The 16,186-nt window shown below is 45.3% G+C and carries 15 protein-coding genes; 4 read left to right on the forward strand and 11 right to left on the reverse strand.

What is annotated here, in order from left to right:
• Window positions 1-171 precede the first annotated feature (171 nt).
• The 7 genes from ACVA6Q_RS07980 to ACVA6Q_RS08010 all read right to left on the reverse strand — a co-directional run bounded on the left by ACVA6Q_RS07980 (window position 172) and on the right by ACVA6Q_RS08010 (window position 8,449).
• A complete protein-coding gene (locus ACVA6Q_RS07980; protein ID WP_446647202.1) occupies window positions 172-1,122 on the reverse strand; it encodes a glutathione S-transferase family protein in 951 nt (316 codons plus the stop codon).
• Between the two features lie 262 nt (window positions 1,123-1,384).
• Window positions 1,385-2,377 carry a murein tripeptide/oligopeptide ABC transporter ATP binding protein OppF gene (gene oppF / locus ACVA6Q_RS07985; protein WP_446647203.1) on the reverse strand — a complete coding sequence of 331 codons (993 nt, stop codon included), beginning with the start codon at window positions 2,375-2,377 and terminating at the stop codon, window positions 1,385-1,387.
• 5 nt (window positions 2,378-2,382) lie between these two features.
• Entirely contained in the window at window positions 2,383-3,354 is a 972-nt protein-coding gene (gene oppD, locus ACVA6Q_RS07990; protein ID WP_446647204.1) for an oligopeptide ABC transporter ATP-binding protein OppD, read from the reverse strand.
• A gap of 19 nt (window positions 3,355-3,373) precedes the next feature.
• Window positions 3,374-4,276 (reverse strand): oligopeptide ABC transporter permease OppC, encoded by a 903-nt coding sequence (oppC, locus tag ACVA6Q_RS07995; RefSeq protein WP_112462208.1) that lies wholly within the window; start codon window positions 4,274-4,276, stop codon window positions 3,374-3,376.
• A 15-nt stretch (window positions 4,277-4,291) separates the two neighbouring features.
• Complete coding sequence (gene oppB / locus ACVA6Q_RS08000; protein WP_042478541.1) at window positions 4,292-5,212, reverse strand: oligopeptide ABC transporter permease OppB; 921 nt, start codon at window positions 5,210-5,212, stop codon at window positions 4,292-4,294.
• A gap of 99 nt (window positions 5,213-5,311) precedes the next feature.
• The gene (locus ACVA6Q_RS08005; protein ID WP_446647205.1) at window positions 5,312-6,943 is read right to left on the reverse strand and encodes an ABC transporter substrate-binding protein; all 1,632 of its coding nucleotides are present in this window, start codon (window positions 6,941-6,943) and stop codon (window positions 5,312-5,314) included.
• A 651-nt stretch (window positions 6,944-7,594) separates the two neighbouring features.
• A complete protein-coding gene (locus ACVA6Q_RS08010; RefSeq protein WP_446647206.1) occupies window positions 7,595-8,449 on the reverse strand; it encodes a helix-turn-helix transcriptional regulator in 855 nt (284 codons plus the stop codon).
• Between the two features lie 348 nt (window positions 8,450-8,797).
• Here ACVA6Q_RS08010 and ACVA6Q_RS08015 point away from each other — a divergent pair, with 348 nt between their 5' ends.
• Entirely contained in the window at window positions 8,798-10,414 is a 1,617-nt protein-coding gene (locus ACVA6Q_RS08015) for a long-chain-fatty-acid--CoA ligase (protein WP_446647207.1), read from the forward strand.
• 186 nt (window positions 10,415-10,600) lie between these two features.
• Window positions 10,601-11,827: an MFS transporter gene (locus ACVA6Q_RS08020; RefSeq protein WP_446647208.1), complete on the forward strand. Its 1,227-nt coding sequence runs from the start codon at window positions 10,601-10,603 to the stop codon at window positions 11,825-11,827.
• A gap of 80 nt (window positions 11,828-11,907) precedes the next feature.
• Here ACVA6Q_RS08020 and ACVA6Q_RS08025 read toward each other — a convergent pair whose 3' ends face one another.
• The 4 genes from ACVA6Q_RS08025 to ACVA6Q_RS08040 all read right to left on the reverse strand — a co-directional run bounded on the left by ACVA6Q_RS08025 (window position 11,908) and on the right by ACVA6Q_RS08040 (window position 14,611).
• Window positions 11,908-12,894, reverse strand: a complete 987-nt coding sequence (locus ACVA6Q_RS08025; protein WP_446647209.1) for a Gfo/Idh/MocA family protein — start codon at window positions 12,892-12,894, stop codon at window positions 11,908-11,910.
• A gap of 214 nt (window positions 12,895-13,108) precedes the next feature.
• Window positions 13,109-13,630 (reverse strand): NADPH-dependent FMN reductase, encoded by a 522-nt coding sequence (locus ACVA6Q_RS08030; RefSeq protein ID WP_446647210.1) that lies wholly within the window; start codon window positions 13,628-13,630, stop codon window positions 13,109-13,111.
• 144 nt (window positions 13,631-13,774) lie between these two features.
• The gene (locus ACVA6Q_RS08035) at window positions 13,775-14,038 is read right to left on the reverse strand and encodes a YfcL family protein (protein ID WP_446647211.1); all 264 of its coding nucleotides are present in this window, start codon (window positions 14,036-14,038) and stop codon (window positions 13,775-13,777) included.
• 42 nt (window positions 14,039-14,080) lie between these two features.
• Entirely contained in the window at window positions 14,081-14,611 is a 531-nt protein-coding gene (locus tag ACVA6Q_RS08040) for an elongation factor P hydroxylase (protein ID WP_446647212.1), read from the reverse strand.
• A gap of 237 nt (window positions 14,612-14,848) precedes the next feature.
• On the opposite strand from ACVA6Q_RS08040, the gene ACVA6Q_RS08045 reads away from it, so the two are divergent.
• The gene (locus ACVA6Q_RS08045) at window positions 14,849-15,472 is read left to right on the forward strand and encodes a trimeric intracellular cation channel family protein (protein ID WP_446647213.1); all 624 of its coding nucleotides are present in this window, start codon (window positions 14,849-14,851) and stop codon (window positions 15,470-15,472) included.
• 223 nt (window positions 15,473-15,695) lie between these two features.
• Complete coding sequence (locus tag ACVA6Q_RS08050) at window positions 15,696-16,115, forward strand: glycine zipper family protein (protein ID WP_446647492.1); 420 nt, start codon at window positions 15,696-15,698, stop codon at window positions 16,113-16,115.
• The last annotated feature ends 71 nt before the right edge of the window (window positions 16,116-16,186 follow it).

Below are 16,186 nucleotides of genomic sequence, written 5' to 3' on the forward strand. Positions count from 1 at the left end.
CCGAGTGGCCAAAGGGAGCAGACTGTAAATCTGCCGGCACTGCCTTCGATGGTTCGAATCCGTCCCCCCCCACCATACAAAAGAAAAACCGACTCGCTTGAGTCGGTTTTTTCGTTTCTGCTGTTGGCTAATTCAAATACAGTGAATAACTCAAACATCCCAACAACGACTCTATCCACCTATGGATTCACGCCCATGTGGTGAATCGAGATCCAATTCAGGTCCAAGAGGCACTACTTGCGTTGGGTTAATTCCCGTGTGACTAAAGTAATAATGACGCTTGATATGATACATATCGGTTGTTGCACTCACCCCTTCGACTTGATACAACTCTTTTAGATAGCCTTGAATGTTCGAGTAATCCGCAATGCGTTTTTTATTACATTTGAAGTGACCAACATATACAGCGTCAAAGCGAACCAAGGTAGTAAACAAGCGCCAATCGGCTTCAGTTAATTTATCCCCTACTAGATAACGCGACGTCGCTAGGTGCTCATCGATCTTATCCAGGGCATCAAACAGATTGTGAAATGCTTCCTCATAGGCATCTTGAGAGGTGGCAAAACCACAGCGATACACGCCATTGTTGATATTTGGGTAAACAAAGTCATTCCAATTATCAATGCCGGCACGCAGTGATTCCGGATAGTAATCGTCATGATTTCCAGTTAATTCGTTAAACGCACAGTTGAACATACGAATAATTTCCGAAGATTCGTTGCTTACTATGGTATTGGTTTTCTTATCCCATAATACAGGCACAGTAACTCTACCAGTATAATCAGGCTTCGCTTGAGTATACACCTGGTGCATTTTGGTGAATCCAAACAGAGGCTCTGGAAGACCAAACGCCCAGCCTTCTGATAGCATATCGGGGCAAACGACAGTGACATCAATATGCGGCTCAAGCCCCTTAAGTGAACGGAATATCAGAGTTCGATGTGCCCAAGGACACGCTAACGACACATAAAGATGATAACGGCCAGATTCAGGTTGAAACTCAGCATCCGCTCGATTCTCAACCCAGTTGCGAAAACCAGCGTCTTCACGGACAAATTTACCACCAGAGGCTTTGGTGTCATACCAAACATCGTGCCAAACACCTTCTACTAATTTCCCCATGACTCTGTTCCTCTTTATCATTTGATGATTCAAAGTATAGAGCGAAGCAAGTTGGAACTTGATAGGAAGGGTTTAACTATGTCGTTCAAATTCTTTGAATAACTAGTGATATAGAAGTCAGATTGACGAATTTAAGGTACAAAAAAAGCGCGACCAAACATCTCGTCGCGCTTAGGCCCGTCACAGGCTGAAAATAGCTGCCCTAACCACTCACACACAAATGATTAAGGCTTTTCCTTGCTATATACATTACTGGGATACTCTAAACAATTACGTTTAGGCACGACACTGCGTGTACGTCCGTTCCCTGTATTGTTGGTTTTTGTTGTGCGCACTGCTCTGTCGCTTGTGGACAGCGCGTGCGGAACACACAACCCGATGGTGGGTTAATTGGAGAAGGTAGATCGCCTTCCAGCATTTGAATTGTTTTAGAGCGCTCTAGCTTAGGATCAGGAATAGGTACTGCTGACATCAATGCTCGTGTGTATGGGTGCTTAGGATCTGCAAACAGTGCTTCCGATTCACCTAACTCTACCGCGTTGCCAAGGTACATAACCAATACTCGATCAGAGATGTGTTTTACTACCGACAAATCGTGGGCAATGAAAACCAAGCTCAAGCCTAGCTCTTTTTGTAGTTCCTTCAGAAGGTTAACTACCTGGGCCTGAATCGATACGTCCAGTGCCGATACCGGCTCATCACAAATGATCATCTTTGGTTTTAAGATAAGTGCACGTGCAATACCAATACGCTGACACTGACCACCAGAGAACTCGTGTGGGTAACGGTTGATAACGTTCGGAAGTAGACCTACCTTGGTCATCATTTCCTTAACGCTATCTTTCACTTCTTGCTTTGATAGCTCTGGGTAAAAAGTCTCAAGTGGCTCTGCGATGATGTCACCTACAGTCATACGCGGGTTAAGCGATGCCAAAGGATCCTGGAAAATCATTTGGATCTCTTTACGCGTATTGCGACGCTGAACCGCTTGCATCTTAGTCAGATCCTGACCAAGCCACATCACTTCACCGTCCGTCGCTTCTACAAGGCCAATGATGGCACGAGCAAACGTTGATTTACCACAACCAGACTCACCTACAACACCCAGTGTCTCGCCTTCGTATAAACGAACGTTAACACCATCGACAGCTTTAAGGTTAGAAGGCTTGCTCCAAGGCCATGCGGACTTAGAAGCAATGCTAAAGTGAACCTTAAGGTCTTTAACGTCTAAAAGAAGCTCTTTGTTATTTGTCATTGCATTCATTTGGCCCAAGCCTCCCAATTAGAAAAACACGCACGTTGACGACCTTGACCAAAGTTCTCTAGCTTTGGTGCTTCCACGCTGCACTGAGGTGTTGCGCGGTGGCAACGCTCTTGGTAAGGGCAGCCTGGTGGTAGACGTAGCAAGTTAGGTGGGTTGCCTGGAATCGTAGGCAAGATTTCACCTTCGGTGTCCAAACGAGGGATTGCCTTTAGCAGACCCTCTGCATATGGGTGACTTGGGTTGTAGAAGATCTCGTCAACGGTGCCGTATTCCATAGTACGACCTGCGTACATTACGAGTACTTTGTCACAAGAACCGGCGACCACACCCAAATCGTGGGTAATCATAATGATTGCTGTATTGAACTCGGTTTTTAGCTCGTTCAGAAGATCCATGATCTGTGCCTGAACGGTTACGTCGAGTGCCGTTGTAGGCTCATCGGCAATCAGTAGTTTTGGACGACAAAGTAGCGCCATCGCAATCATTACTCGCTGACGCATACCGCCTGAAAACTCATGCGGATACATAGTGATACGCTTACGTGCTTCCGGGATCTTAACCGCGTCTAGCATACGAACAGATTCTTCAAATGCTTCCGCTTTGCCCATGCCTTTGTGCAGCATCAGTACTTCCATCAACTGATCACTCACCTTCATGTAAGGGTTAAGTGAGGTCATTGGATCCTGGAAGATCATCGCAATCTGCTCAGCACGAACTTTGTTCAGCTCTTTCTCTGGTAGGTTAAGGATCTCGCGACCCTCAAACTGAGCGCTGCCCGATACAATACCGTTTTTCGCTAGCAAACCCATGATTGAGAATACAGTCTGAGATTTACCTGAACCTGACTCACCGACGATGCCTAGCGTTTCGCCTTGGTTTAGTGAGAAGTTTAGGTCGTTAACTGCGGTTACAATACCGTCCTGCGTTTTAAATTCGACACGCAGATCTTTTACATCTAATAAGCTCATAGTACTTCCTTAATCGTTATTATCTGTCTTTTGGATCCAACGCGTCACGAAGACCGTCGCCCACATAGTTAAAGCAGAATAGCGTTACCACCATGAAGATTGCTGGGTAAGTTAGCTGCCAAATAGCTACTTCCATCGTTTGTGAGCCTTCTTGAAGAAGTGCGCCCCAGCTCGTCATTGGCTCTTGAACACCAAGACCAAGGAATGACAAAAATGATTCCGTTAGGATCATGCTTGGAATAAGAAGCGTTGAGTAAACCGCTACGATACCGAGTACGTTAGGAACAATGTGGCGAGTAATAATACGCCATGTGCTTACACCCGATACGTGTGCTGCTTCAATAAACTCTTTGCTGCGCAAGCTTAGCGTTTGACCACGTACAATACGCGCCATGTCCAGCCATGCTATCGCACCGATAGCGACAAAGATAAGTACAATGTTACGACCAAAGAAGGTCACTAGTACGATGACTAGGAACATGAATGGTACTGCGTAAAGGATCTCTAGGATACGCATCATAATGCGGTCGACTTTACCGCCGATAAAGCCCGATGCTGCGCCGTAAAGCGTACCAATCAGTACCGCAACAAAGGCTCCAAGTACACCAACCATTAGCGAGATTCGACCACCAATAAGGGTACGAACGTATAAGTCACGCCCTAGGCTATCTGTTCCGAACCAGTGCTCAGCACTTGGCGCGGCGTGCATCGCATACCAATCTGTATCATCGTATGCGTAAGGTGCGATCATTGGCAGAAAGATAACCGCCATCGTCATAACAAACAGGATAAATAGACTGACCATCGCAGCTTTGTTGCGCATAAAACGGATGCGCGCGTCTTGCCACAAACTACGACCTTCAATTTCTAGGTTCTCTGAAAACTTTTCTACCGCTTCTAAGTTTTCTTTTTTCGTTAGCATCATTACCACTCTCCCTTAGTAACGAATTTTCGGGTCGATCATCGCAAGTAGAATATCTACGATGGCGTTAAATAGAATGAATAGGAAACCAATAAGAATGGTCACACCCATTACTAACGAATAGTCACGGTTAAATGCCGCATTCACGAACAGCTTACCGATACCCGGCAAACCGAAGATAGTTTCAACAACGACCGAACCAGTAATGATACCGACAAACGCTGGCCCCATGTATGAGACAACCGGCAGCAACGCAGGCTTCAACGCGTGTTTAAGAACAATGTATCTGTAGCTCAAGCCTTTCGCTCGTGCAGTACGGATAAAGTTACTGTTCAATGTCTCAATCATGCTACCGCGAGTGATACGCGCAAATGTTGCGACATACAGCAATGACATAGCAATCACTGGCAATACGATGTATTGGAAGCCGCCGTCATGCCAACCACCAGCTGGGAAAAGATTCCAGTGCAAAGAGAATAGATAAATTAGCGCGGGTGCCAATACAAACGAGGGCATAACGACCCCGAGCATGGCGGTTGACATTATCGTATAGTCGAGCCATGTATTCTGACGCAAGGCGGCAATTGTACCGACCGTGACACCCATGATGACGGTAAAGATAAAGGCGATGAGACCTACTTTAGCTGATACTGGTAATGCTACAGAAATAAGCTCGTTTACCGTGTAATCTTGATATTTAAATGAAGGCCCGAAGTCGCCTTGGATAATGTTTGTGAGGTACGTAGTGTACTGCTCAAACACCGGCTTATCTAAGCCGTATTTTGCTTCGATGTTCGCCATAACTTCCGGTGGAAGTGGGCGCTCACTTGAAAAAGGGTTACCTGGTGCGAAACGCATCAAGAAAAATGAGACAGTAATCAATACCAACAGTGTCGGTATTGCTTCAAATATCCGTTTAAGTATGAATTTAATCATAAACTCATCCATCCAGTCTGTGACAATTAATAATAAGAAGACGCTGCGTGTGCTAGATGCACACACAGTGTCTTAGTTCGTTATTTTTTTTATATAGAATTACTTAGCTTTGATGTAGAGATCTTTTGAGTAGATCTTATCTTCCGCGTTACCTTCTGGGTAACCACCAAGCTGTGGAGATACAAGACGTGTTGTAACGTACTGATAGATAGGCGCGATTGGCATATCTTTCGCTAGGATTTTCTCAGCTTCGATGTAAAGTGCTGTACGCTCTTCTTCTGAAGTTGAGTGCAGAGCCTTATCGATAACTTTGTCGTACTCAGCGCTCTTATAGTGCTGACCCGCAGTCGTGTTCTGACTTACCATCAATGTTAGGAATGAAGACGCTTCGTTGTAGTCACCACACCAGCCAGCACGTGCAACGTCAAAATCGCCGCTGTCTTTGCTGTCTAGGTAAGATTTCCACTCTTGGTTTTCAAGCTTCGCATTGATGCCTAGCTCTTTCTTCCACATAGACGCGATTGCTACAGCAATCTTCTTGTGGTTTTCAGATGTGTTGTAAAGTAGGTCGAATTCTAGAGGGTTGCTCTTCGTGTAACCTGCTTCTTCAAGAAGACGTTTCGCTTCAGCGATACGCTCTTTTTGAGATAGTTGACCGTACTCAGGAGTCACTGGGTCGAAGCCTGCAGTGATCTCTGGCGTTAGGAAGTAAGCTGGCTTCTGGCCTTGACCTAGAATCGCTTTAGTTACGATATCGCGATCCATTGCGTAAGACATTGCTTTACGAACGCGAACATCGTTGAAAGGTGCTTTCTGTGCGTTGAACTGGTAGTAGTACGTACACAGGTTACCTTTAATGTTTACATCTTCAGCGTAGTCTTTCTGAAGACGACGGAAGTGCTCGTTAGGAACTTCGTATGTGAAGTCTAGTTCGCCAGAAAGGAAGCGGTTCATTTCTGCAACTTGGTTCTCGATAGGTAGGAAAGTTACCTTGTTAAGAACTGTTGCATCGTTATTCCAGTAGTTAGTGTTACGAACTAGCTCTAGACGCTCGTTCACTACCCACTTGTTAGGAACGAATGCGCCGTTACCTACGAAGTTATCTGGTTTAGTCCACTGGTCGCCAAACTTCTCAACTGTCGCTTTGTGAACAGGCTTCACTGTTGTGTGACCCATCATCATTACGAAGTAAGGAACGGCTGTGTCTAGCGTCACTTCTAGCGTGTAATCGTCAACCGCTTTAACACCTAGCTCGCTCTTATCTTTTTTACCAGCAACGATGTCTTTTGCGTTCGCCATCTTGGTGTATTCCATGTACCAAGCGTATGGAGAAGCAGTCGCTGGATCAACCGCGCGCTGGAAGCTGTAAACGAAGTCGTTTGCAGTTACAGGGTCGCCGTTAGACCATTTCGCGTCTTTGCGTAGGTGGAAAGTAAAGGTTTGGTTGTCTTCGGTTTCCCAAGAAGTCGCAACACCAGGAATAGTTTTGCCGTTTGCATCTTGGTTTACTAGGCCTTCAAGAAGGTCACGAATTACGTGAGATTCTGGAACACCTTGAGATTTGTGCGGATCGAGTGTTGCAACCTCGGTACCGTTACCACGAACAAGCTCTTGTTTCTCTGCTAGTTGCGTGCCAGCTGGAACATCAGCAGCAAGAGTAGAAAAAGAAGTGGCAGCTACTGCCATGCCAGCACCTAGAAGAAGGGCTTGCGTGATCTTATTCTTATACATGTATTTAACTCCAAGTTTTATTTTTGCATCCATGACTTCTTCGAAGAATTGCTAGAACGGTCAGCATTTTAGAACTATTTAGCTCAATATTTGAGCATAAAATTCTAAATCCTTACGAAGATTGCGGTTCACATTACCAATCTTCAAAGCAATTTGCCATATTTTTGTAGCGAAAATGGCATAATTCTCCTAGGAGAGATAAATAATAGATAAAAACTCCACCAAGTGGTGAAGTTACTGACTGATATCACTAGTGAGTAATTTAACACCAGCGATAAATCTCGATAATTCTAATTTTTAACCACTAAACAGCATGTTTGACTAAAATCCCACCACACTATTTAACAATTCGTTTTCATTTTACCTATCACTCAGAATTATCAAACACCTAAAAAAAACCAAATGTGATTGCAATCACATACATTCGGGCTACTTCCGTGCAACCTCGGATTAAGATCACAAAAAAAAACCCGACCTCTGACTACCAAGAGATCGGGTAAACTGACGGCGCTACGCGGCTCAAGCGTGCGCTCAGATAAGGAGATGTGTCACTAGCAGACGCTACTTTGTCGCGCTTACTGGTTCCAACCGTTACTATGTTAAATATTTTTAACATGCCACCCAATAACCCTAATAGGGGATAAAAGGTGATCAGTGCACGCTCTTACCGCCAAAATACAAGGTTAGCGGGTCAATATTGCTGTCAGCAGGCACCGTAGATGCCGCTTCTAAGAACAGAGAGAACAGCTCTGATTGGGAAGATATTTTTAACTTATTGTGGATTCGCTTGCGATATACCTTCACAGTTTCTGTCGAGACTTCTAACAAAGGCGCAATCGCCTTAGTAGAGTAACCTTGCAGTACTAATTGGGTCACCTGACATTCACGCTCACTAAGGAAGTCTTTGCCAAAGTTACTGAAAATATCGTTCAACTGATGACCAATAGTACGTTGTTCTGGATGGCCTACCTGAAAGTGCTTGCAAATCGCGACACTGATCAGCTCATAAAAAGTATTCACGACTTCCACTTCATCGACATCTACGCTCGCCTTATTGCGCAGTCCAAGTGAAAGCACTAAACGCAAATTATCACCACAACTGGTGATGACTCCCACTTCTTTTTGCAACCCTGTTTGTTTATATATTTGGTGGTAGTAATCGCTACTGTAGAATTCATCTGGAGCTATTTCATCGAGACGATAGACCCCTTCTTTTACTCCGCGGCGGATCAACTGATAGAACGGGTCCAGCACCAAAGCGCTCATAAACTCTTTGTCGATAGCTTGGTCTTCGAAAAAACTCGTATCGTTGTAAAGCAAAACAGGTGCGTTTTCTCCATCAAAGCTCATCACGACCAAACTGTCATAACCAACAATCGCAGTTGTAAGCTCAGACAGTCGCTGTAGAAATGTTACATCGCCAATAGCGGCAATTAATCGTGGATAGTGTCGGTTGAACTCACTCCACGCACCTGCTTGTTCCGTCATTGTCGTTGGTTTAGACATAGACACTCCTTATCTTAGCTTCACATGCCTATTCAATTACCATGACTCCCGATGCTTGCTCAACCCAGCACATCGCCATCGTCCAGTTCTTCGCAATTGTCACCACAAGAACTATTCGATTCTACGATTAGAGCGCACCGACAGTTAAATTATATCTTCCATCGTGACAAATATATTGAATGATAAAAAGTAAATTACCCCGCTTTTGAGGAGCTGTATCAAAGTTTCTATTGCAGAGCCTGACACTTATGTGACTTCACAACTCAACTCGTAACTCTATTGGGGTACATACCCAAAGCCAATGCGATCACATACTATTTACATTCCAATAACAAACGGAGTTGCATAATGAAAGGTCAAATGATGAATGTCCCTCTCACCATTACTGAAATCATGCGTCATGCGGATAAAGTGAACGGTGATACTGAAGTTGTCTCGGTGACTTATGACAATCCTCGCCACAAATATACCCTTAACGACGCATTTAAAAGAACTCGCCAGCTTGCCAATGCGCTGCAGTCACTTGGTCTAGAAAAAGGGCAGCGCATCGCTACGTTTGCCTGGAACGATTATCGTCATCTTGAGCTGTACTACGCCATCTCTTGTTCGGGTGGCGTACTGCACACGGTCAACCCGCGCTTATTTCCAGAGCAAATCGAATACATCGTCAATCACGCCGAAGATACCGTCGTGTTTTTCGATCCGGTTTTTGCGCCGCTCATTGAAAAGCTGCAGCACAATTTCCCATCCGTTCGTCACTATGTTGCCCTTTGTGATAAGGCGCACCTACCCGATGTCGACATTGCCAATCTAACCGATTATGAATCCTTGATTGACGATCAAAGCGATGAGTTCGACTGGCCAGAACTGGCCGAAGATGATGCGAGCTCCCTATGCTATACCTCGGGTACGACCGGACACCCGAAAGGTGTGTTGTATTCACATCGTTCTACCGTGCTCCATTCACTAGGTAGCGCACTACCGGATGCATTTTCGCTTTCTATCGACCAAACCGTTATGCCAATTGTGCCCATGTTTCATGTAAACGGATGGGGGCTTGCATATAGCGCTCCCATGACGGGAACCAAACTCGTTATGCCAGGACCTAAAATGGCCGATGGTGAAGTGTTAAGCGATCTCATCAATGGCGAGGGTGTCACGATGACCGCAGGGGTACCTGTCGTGTGGCTGATGCTACTCGAGCATCTTAAAAACAATGACATTCAAGTGCCGACTTTGGATCGCATCGTTGTTGGTGGCTCGGCATGTCCAGAGCTACTGATCAATGAATTTGATGACCTGTTCAATGTCTCGGTTCACCACGCCTGGGGGATGACTGAGATGAGTCCACTTGGCACTTTTAACAAACTTAAACCTAGCCTCAAACAGCTGTCAGAAAAAGAGCAGATGAGCTATAAGCTTAAGCAAGGGCGTATTGTATTTGGTGTCGATATGCGGATCGAAGATTGGCAGGGGCAAGAAGTGGAATGGGACGGCCACCAATTTGGCGCCGTCAAAGTAAGGGGATCTTGGATCGCTTCTGGTTACTATAAGCAAGAACAATCCATTGACAATAATGGGTATTTTGATACCGGCGATGTCGCCAGCGTCGATCCTCATGGCTATATGTTGATCACAGACCGTTCTAAGGATGTGATTAAGTCCGGTGGCGAATGGATAAGCTCGATTGAGCTTGAAAACATAGCCGTCGGCCACCCTGACATCAAAGAAGCGGCGGTCATCGGCGTTCCTCATAAAAAGTGGGGAGAAAGACCGCTATTGATAGCCGTTACCCACGATGTAGAAGTCTCTGCCGAAGCGCTGCTTGACCATTTTGACGGTAAAGTGGCTAAGTTCTGCATCCCGGATGCGGTTGAGTTTATTAAAGAGCTCCCCCACACCGCTACTGGCAAATTGAGCAAGAAAGATCTGCGCAGTAAATACGCCGACTATATTCTAGGTTAATCCGTCCTCGCCTTACCTCTCCTACCGGGTCTTTGTGTCCTCACAGAGACCCAAATTTGACATGAAACACAATAATTACATCCGTTAACATCTCTGTAACCCAATTGGGTACTACATCAATTGCTAATTAACGCTCACTATTAACATGTCTATAACAAACTGTTCAAGGATGGATAGGAGCTCAATATGCTAAACACTTTTATTAGCCCAAAACGGACGATTGATTCAAAAGCGCTTATCATCGCAGCTATGATGCTGGTGATGTTTGCGCCTAACGCGTTTAACTTTTTACCCTTTATGCTTGGCGGCGCTGCAGAAGCTATGGCGCTTGATGATGCGCAAATAGAAAGCATCGCGATGTATGAACTGCTCGCTACCGCCCTCTCATCATTGCTATTTTCATTACTATTAATTCGCCGAGTTAACTGGCGCTATATCGGTTACATCGCTGCAATTGCACTGATTGCTGGTAACTATATGAGTATGACCGCGCAAGACTTTGATAGCTTTATCGCCAGTCGTTTGATTGCTGGTAGCGGCCAAGGCATCGGCTATTCACTAGGTCTTGTCGGGATGAGTGTAACCAAACATCCAGGTCGTAACTTTGGTTATATGATTGCCGCCCTGAACGTTTGGCTAATCACTTGGTTCATTTTGATCCCAGAGCTCATGGCAGAATTCGGTCTCAACGCCCTCTACCAATTCTTTATGTTTGCCTCAGCGTTATGCTTGGTCGCTTTCTGGTTCTACCCTGATAATGGCCGTGTTGAGAAAGACCAAGAGCTCTCTTCTGTCCACGGTGATAAAGTAGACAAAAAGAAATACGTTGTCCCTATGATTTGGGTAGGCGGCGCATTCTTAGTCTACAGCTTAAGCCTTGGCATTATTTATCCGTATATCGAGATCATTGGTGCAGACATGCAAGCGTCTACTGAAGATGTCGGTTTGGTGTTGGCGGTAGGTTCAGTGATGGCCGTTATCGGTGGCATTCTTACTGCGGTTGTCGACAAGAAATATAGCCATACCACCATCATTGTTTCTCTTAGTGTGATTAACGCGGCGGTCTGTTTTGGTATGGCAAGCACCAACGACACCACCTCGTTCCTTGGCTTCTCTGCATTTTACATTATGCTTTGGAACATGATGTACGCTCGCTACTACACAGCACTAGCGACCACAGATAAGTCAGGTTACTTTAGCTCATACGGCCCAGAGATCGGTACAGTCGGTCTAGCGGCAGGTCCAATCGTTGCGCAGGCAGCAACGGCGACGGGCGATTTCCAAGGGCAGGTCGGCGTGGGTGCTGTCTGTATCGCAGTGGCAACCGTAATGGTGTTTATTGGTCTTGGTAAGTCTAAGCTGATAGATCGCGGGGTGGCTCGCGACTCTGACTCAGGGCAGCAAAAAGCTTAAATTTAAATACATAGTCTAGGTAAAGCGTCGGAGTCACTGCCAACTGTCCGACGCTTTCATCGTGTTTAACTGTAAATTATCTATTGAGAGTGAACATCTGCCGGAAACACAATGCCAGTCTGACGGCGAACTTCGGTTATGATATGGGCAATCGTCAGCGAGCGCTGAGTCGCGTGTTCATCCATTTCTCCTTTCAAAATCATCGATGCAAAGGCCTTCGCTTCATACATCATGCTGTTCTCAACTTGTTCAGTTTCAAAATGAGTACGCTCACCACTTCGAGCATACAAATCAAAGCCTAAACACTCAGAGAAGTCAGCAAGTATCAGGCTACCCTCTTCCCCTTGGATTTCACTTGTTGAGTAGCTATTACTTACCTTCGAATGGCTTAAAGTCACATCAAACTCAGGGTAACGAAGCAAAACGCTACCATGAGCATCAACCCCTGACTCCAACAAATGAGCACTTGCTTGAATCTGAGTCGGTGCACCAAACAACTCCACTGCAGCCGCCACGGAGTAGAAACCAATATCCATGATTGAGCCATTGGAAAATTCAGGGTTAAAGGTATTCGGGTTTTCACCATCAAGATACTTTTGATAGCGAGACGAGTACTGACAGTAGGTCAAATGAGCCTTGTGCAATCTTCCTAGGCTCGCTAGCGCTTTTTTAGCTTCAATAAAATTAGGTAAATAAGCCGTTTTGAAAGCCTCCATCAACACCACGTTGTTGGCTTTAGCCACTTCAAGCATCGACTCTACTTGCGCTAAGTTGGATGCCATTGGCTTTTCGCAAATGACATGCTTCCCCGCTTCCATCATTTGTATTGCTTGAGCACTGTGAAGGCTGTTTGGTGAAGCAATGTAAACCGCATCAATCTCTTTTGACGCCGCAAGTTCCTCTAATGAGTCAATAAATAGAGTAGCGCCAAGCGGTTCGCCGAATGCACGCGCTTTATCAAGCGCACGTGAATACACCCCTCGAATCACAAACTGTTCGGTTTGCAGTGCCGCGCGAGCAAACTTCTCGCTAATCCAGTTTGTGCCGATAATTGCAAGCTGAAGCATAGTGTTCCCTTATCCTTTTTATTTTTTACTTATGTAGCTGTGGCTAAGATTACTCGTTGGCATCATCAATGCCAATATAGCTATGTATTAATTTGAGAAACGAGTATGAATTTGAGAAATGGATAACCCCATTTCGTAAATAAAAAAGCGGAAATAGAAAGGGCGCCATAAATAGGCGCCTTCATATAAAAATGGTTACGATACAAAAGTGAGATCAGAGCTGCTCAATGGCCGATTGAACTTTGTCAATCAACTCAGCGTTGGTGAGCTGACCCGATTCAAGGTCAAAATTATCGTAAAAGCTCGGAACAGAGACACTCGCTTTGACATTGCCGCCAAAATAAGGCGCGGAATTGGTTGCCGCCGCAAGCACGTTTGCAGCGCCTCCAGGTCCTGGTGAAGTAGCGAGGTAGACTGCAGGAATGCCTTTAAATACTTCGCGTTCGATACGTGTCGCCCAATCAAACAAGTTCTTATACGCTGCTGGATGGTGACCGTTGTGCTCAGCAAAAGAAATGACTAATGCATCCGCGGTTGCAATCGCATCAAGAAACGCTTTTGCCCCCTCTGCCTGACCGATTTCTTTCTCTTTGTCTTCCGAAAATAGTGGAACATCAAACTGAGTAAGGTCAAGCACCTCTACGTCAGCGCCTTCAATTAAATTGGCGCTGTAAGTTGCTAGAGCTTTATTAATAGAAGTACTGCTAGTGCTTGCGCCAAATGCGATAACTTTCATAGTCGATTCCCTTTAGTCTCACGTAATGTATGATTAAAGGTTAACCTATCTGCTTGATCCAGCAAGAGAGAAAATCCTATCTAGTTCATCGAATTTTTCGAACAAGTACATTTTGCCTACGTCTTCGTTGCTAGGCTTGCCGTATTAAATAACGGCTTGTAGCTCTGTCCACAAGTCATTGACGATAACGCGGTCCGCTGGGCTCAGCTCTGACTTGGCCTCATCTAGGCTTGCTTGGATTCGAGTTTTAAATTCACCAATATCAACAACACCATCGTCTTCACACGATGCGGCAGACAGTGAAATGTGACCTCGCAAATAACCACCGGCAAACAGCTCATCATCGGAAGCTTGAGTGATTCGTGAATCAATGGTTTCTAACAGTTTTTCTTCGTATTCAATAATCATGTTGAGGCTCTTTAATAGTAATTCGATGATGGAGGCTATGCGCTAACGCACCACAAAGGTGTTATGAGTCAATTCGGGGATATGATAAAAACTGCGTAATGCATCTGATAGCTGTTTTACACGAGGAGGAATACCCTTCTCAAGGACAGAGATAACCTCCGCATGAACCTTACCCATAAATCCAAGACGATCCGGCTCAAAGTCGCCACTTAGATTATCGCAACTGACTGAAAACGGGAATCCAGCACTGGCCGCAAGGATCCACTCATAGGCTTGAGGACGGATCTCTACTTTCTCGAACTCAGCTTGTACCTGTGCCGTCCGACCGTCTGGTTGATACCAATAACCAAAGTCTTCCAACAACCTTCTCTCAGGGCCAGCGACACACCAATGAGCAATCTCATGTAATGCGGAGGCATAGAACCCTCTTGCGAACACAATACGATGATAGTCTACCTTATCATCAGCTGGAAGGTAGATTGGCTCATCGCCACCTAACTCAAGCTTGGTGCGATAATCATCGAAAAAGGTGTGATTGAAAACAGTAATAAGGTCTTGGTACTCGTGGTGCATAACAGTAGCGTAGCTATAATAATTGGCGTTATTGTGTATTCAATCGCAGGCGACGTAAAGGGCAAACTGTACAAAGCCAACTGAGCGGCTATATCTTTGTTGCAAAAACCGTGACTCATCCTAAAAAAAGATTAGTTTAAGTAATCCGAAAAACGTTTGCGTGACAAATCATTTCATTCGTCAATATTGACACAAATCACTACACTATCGCATCTTCATTTTTTCGAGTTTAGAGTTATGTTACTCACCGTCTTATATATCATCGGCATCACGGCAGAAGCGATGACTGGCGCGCTCAGTGCGGGCCGACGCAACATGGATTGGTTTGGTGTCATGCTCGTTGCCAGTGCAACTGCAATTGGTGGTGGTACAGTTCGTGATATCTTGCTTGGTCACTATCCGCTGGGTTGGGTAAAACATCCTGAGTTTTTGGCCATTACTTGCCTTGCAGGGATCCTAACAACGGGACTGGCAAAATGGATTATTAAATTTAAAGGTGTGTTCCTAAGACTCGATGCTCTTGGTTTAGTTGTGTTTACCATTATCGGCACCAATGTTGGACTTGGCATGGGCTTACACCCATTCATTTGTGTAGTATCTGGTCTCGTCACTGGCGTTTTTGGTGGTCTACTGCGTGATTTGATCTGTCGCCAAACGCCACTCGTGCTTCATCAGGAGCTGTATGCGTCTATTTCTGTCGTCGCAGCCTGCCTATATTTGGCACTGCTTGAGTACGGGTTATCGACGCTATCTACCACCGTCATCACATTGGTGGTTGGCTACACATTGCGTATGGCAGCGTTGCGCTTCAAATGGCGTTTACCTTCGTTTCAGTTAGACAGCGAAGAAGCGCTACACTAATTCGATTTCTAGTCTCAAATAACGCTGAAGCTGATATTCGCAACTTGAATATCAGCTTTATTGTCTCCCTTATCGTTCTATATATCACCTGTCGGTATAGTGAGTGTCATCCAAGGCAATCACCAATCAACGCTTTACAACGAAAAGGCGTAACAATACAGGTAATATTATGCTTTCATCAAAACTGCTGACATCGAAAACTCTTAAAGCCTTCGCTCTTGTGATGGCGCTATTCGCAACAGGATGTGCATCAAACAAAGCCACGGATGAAGACACAGCAAACCGCAATGAAGCACGTAATCGTGGTGCAATTGGCGGCGCCCTAATTGGTGTGACTGCAGGTGTGTTAACGGGTAGTCCAGAGGTGGCTGTTAAGGCAGGTACCGCAGGTGCAGTTGCTGGCGGCGTATCAGGCTCGATGAAAGATACCGCAGAAGCGCGTGAAACTGAACGTACAGAAATTTTGGCTGAAAGCCTACAGAAAGACACGCGTTCATACTCAGAAAAACGCGTGGCTGAGCTAGAAGCTGAAATCCGCATCAAAGAGCTAGAAAAGCAAATTTCAGAAATGGAAAAACAGCAGCCAGCACCAACAGCGAACTCGACATCATCAGATTCTGAGCAGGAAAAGAGTAAGTCTTAACACGTCTTTGGCTAAAGTGTTCTGCATAAAAAGGTCGGCTTAACACATCGGCTCCAACGGTTTTCCGTTGG

Source organism: Vibrio sp. DNB22_10_4 (assembly GCF_052879755.1).

What these genes read in the sequence shown, in the direction of transcription:
- ACVA6Q_RS07980 (WP_446647202.1), bottom strand. Translation starts at nt 1,122, where the DNA reads ATGGGGAAATTAGTAGAAGGTGTTTGGCACGATGTTTGGTATGACACC.
- oppF (WP_446647203.1), bottom strand. Translation starts at nt 2,377, where the DNA reads ATGACAAATAACAAAGAGCTTCTTTTAGACGTTAAAGACCTTAAGGTT.
- oppD (WP_446647204.1), bottom strand. Translation starts at nt 3,354, where the DNA reads ATGAGCTTATTAGATGTAAAAGATCTGCGTGTCGAATTTAAAACGCAG.
- oppC (WP_112462208.1), bottom strand. Translation starts at nt 4,276, where the DNA reads ATGCTAACGAAAAAAGAAAACTTAGAAGCGGTAGAAAAGTTTTCAGAG.
- oppB (WP_042478541.1), bottom strand. Translation starts at nt 5,212, where the DNA reads ATGATTAAATTCATACTTAAACGGATATTTGAAGCAATACCGACACTG.
- ACVA6Q_RS08005 (WP_446647205.1), bottom strand. Translation starts at nt 6,943, where the DNA reads ATGTATAAGAATAAGATCACGCAAGCCCTTCTTCTAGGTGCTGGCATG.
- ACVA6Q_RS08010 (WP_446647206.1), bottom strand. Translation starts at nt 8,449, where the DNA reads ATGTCTAAACCAACGACAATGACGGAACAAGCAGGTGCGTGGAGTGAG.
- ACVA6Q_RS08015 (WP_446647207.1), top strand. Translation starts at nt 8,798, where the DNA reads ATGAAAGGTCAAATGATGAATGTCCCTCTCACCATTACTGAAATCATG.
- ACVA6Q_RS08020 (WP_446647208.1), top strand. Translation starts at nt 10,601, where the DNA reads ATGCTAAACACTTTTATTAGCCCAAAACGGACGATTGATTCAAAAGCG.
- ACVA6Q_RS08025 (WP_446647209.1), bottom strand. Translation starts at nt 12,894, where the DNA reads ATGCTTCAGCTTGCAATTATCGGCACAAACTGGATTAGCGAGAAGTTT.
- ACVA6Q_RS08030 (WP_446647210.1), bottom strand. Translation starts at nt 13,630, where the DNA reads ATGAAAGTTATCGCATTTGGCGCAAGCACTAGCAGTACTTCTATTAAT.
- ACVA6Q_RS08035 (WP_446647211.1), bottom strand. Translation starts at nt 14,038, where the DNA reads ATGATTATTGAATACGAAGAAAAACTGTTAGAAACCATTGATTCACGA.
- ACVA6Q_RS08040 (WP_446647212.1), bottom strand. Translation starts at nt 14,611, where the DNA reads ATGCACCACGAGTACCAAGACCTTATTACTGTTTTCAATCACACCTTT.
- ACVA6Q_RS08045 (WP_446647213.1), top strand. Translation starts at nt 14,849, where the DNA reads ATGTTACTCACCGTCTTATATATCATCGGCATCACGGCAGAAGCGATG.
- ACVA6Q_RS08050 (WP_446647492.1), top strand. Translation starts at nt 15,696, where the DNA reads ATGGCGCTATTCGCAACAGGATGTGCATCAAACAAAGCCACGGATGAA.